At 73.3% G+C, this 1,534-nt stretch carries 2 protein-coding genes; both read left to right on the top strand.

What is annotated here, in order from left to right; all coding sequences use genetic code 11:
* The first annotated feature begins 251 nt into the window (after positions 1-251).
* A complete protein-coding gene (locus tag ACOADB_RS18300) occupies positions 252-968 on the top strand; it encodes an ABC transporter ATP-binding protein (protein WP_378601593.1) in 717 nt (238 codons plus the stop codon).
* Between the two features lie 49 nt (positions 969-1,017).
* The coding region (locus tag ACOADB_RS18305) for a hypothetical protein (RefSeq protein ID WP_378601596.1) at positions 1,018-1,534 on the top strand (517 nt) is incomplete at its 3' end.

Raw genomic sequence — 1,534 nt, forward strand, 5'->3', positions numbered from 1 at the left:
TGGCTGGAAGGCGTCCATCTTCGGCGACGCCAAGGCCTACGGACCGCAGGGTGTCGAGTTCTTCACCCGCGAGAAGGCCGTCACCTCGCGCTGGCTGGACCCCTCGCACGGCGGGCTGAACCTGGGCTTCCCGCAACACACCTGATCGGTCGCCGGGACCGGCCCGAACGGACTACCCGGGCAGGACGCTCGGCCCGATTTGGTCCCGGCCTCTGGTCTTCTGGCCGAATCGGCCGGACAGTGGACTCGTGATGGGGAGGGAGACCCACACCGCGATCGAGGTGTCCGGCCTGCGGGTGCAGTTCGGCACGGTAGAAGCGGTGACGGGCGTGGATCTGAACGTCGAGCCGGGCCAGGCGATGGCGCTGCTCGGCCGCAACGGCGCGGGCAAGTCCACGACGATGCGCGTGCTGGCCGGCGTGGTGCCGCCGACCGAGGGCACTGCCTTCGTCGGTGGGTACGACGTCCGCGACGCGACGCTCGAGGCGAAGCGTGTCGTCGGGTACTGCCCGGATGTCGGCGGCCTGGTGCCGCGCGCGACGCCGTGGGAGCACCTGCAGCTGAGCGCGCGACTGCGCAACCTCGAGGGCTGGGAGTCGCGGGCGAAGGCGCTGCTCGAGCGCTTCGACCTCGGGCTCGTGGCCCACCGGGTGACCGCGGGCTTCAGCCACGGCATGTCGCGACGCCTGAGCGTGGTGCTCGCGGCCCTGCACGAGCCGTCGGTGCTGCTGCTCGACGAACCGTTCGACGGGGTCGACCCGGTCGGTGTCAAGGCCACGTTCGAGGTGATCGAGGACGCCCGCGCCCGTGGTGCCGGTGTGCTCGTCTCCACGCACCTGCGCGACCTCGCGGTCCAGGTGTGCGGCGAGGTCGCCGTCCTCCGTGGCGGGACGCGGATGGCGACCATCTCGTCCGGCTTCATGGCGGGCGAGGACGGGGCGCGTGCGTACCGCGCTCTCCTCGCCTGATCGTGTCGGGCCCGATCGCTGGGGGCCCGATCGCTGGGGGCCTGATCGCTTGAGCGACGTCAGCCGTGCCGTCGCGGACGTGCGGCACCTGCTGTGGTTCCGGGCCGCGACCCTGCGTCGCCCACGGGCCGTCGTGGTGGCGCTGGCCGTCTTCGCCGTGGTGACCGTGCTGTCGGCGACCGTGCCCGCGTGGGTCACCCTCGACCCGGACACGATCTCCCGGGCCGCGCGCGCCCTGCCGGCTGCCCTCGGCGCCGTGGTGGCGATCAGTGTGGCGAGCGCGGTCGCCGGTGGCGGGGGACGCGAGCTGCTCGCCCGCGACCCGGCCTCGATCCACCCGATCAGCCCGGTCACCGACCACCTCGGCGCCCTGGTGCTGGCGCCCCTCAACACGGGGTGGCTGCTGCAGACCTGGCTGCTGCTGGGGTTCACGGCGGTCGTCGCCGGTCCGTCGCGGCTCCTCGGCGTCCAGCTGCTGACACTGGCCTGGGTGGTGGCGGCCACCGCCCTCGGCCAGGCCGTGGCCTGGGGCGTCGAGTGGGTCCGGCGTGGTCCTCGCGGCGTTC

The organism is Nocardioides sp. CPCC 206348, assembly GCF_048654705.1.
Classification (GTDB): domain Bacteria; phylum Actinomycetota; class Actinomycetes; order Propionibacteriales; family Nocardioidaceae; genus Nocardioides.

What these genes read in the sequence shown, in the direction of transcription:
- ACOADB_RS18300 (WP_378601593.1), top strand. Translation starts at nt 252, where the DNA reads ATGGGGAGGGAGACCCACACCGCGATCGAGGTGTCCGGCCTGCGGGTG.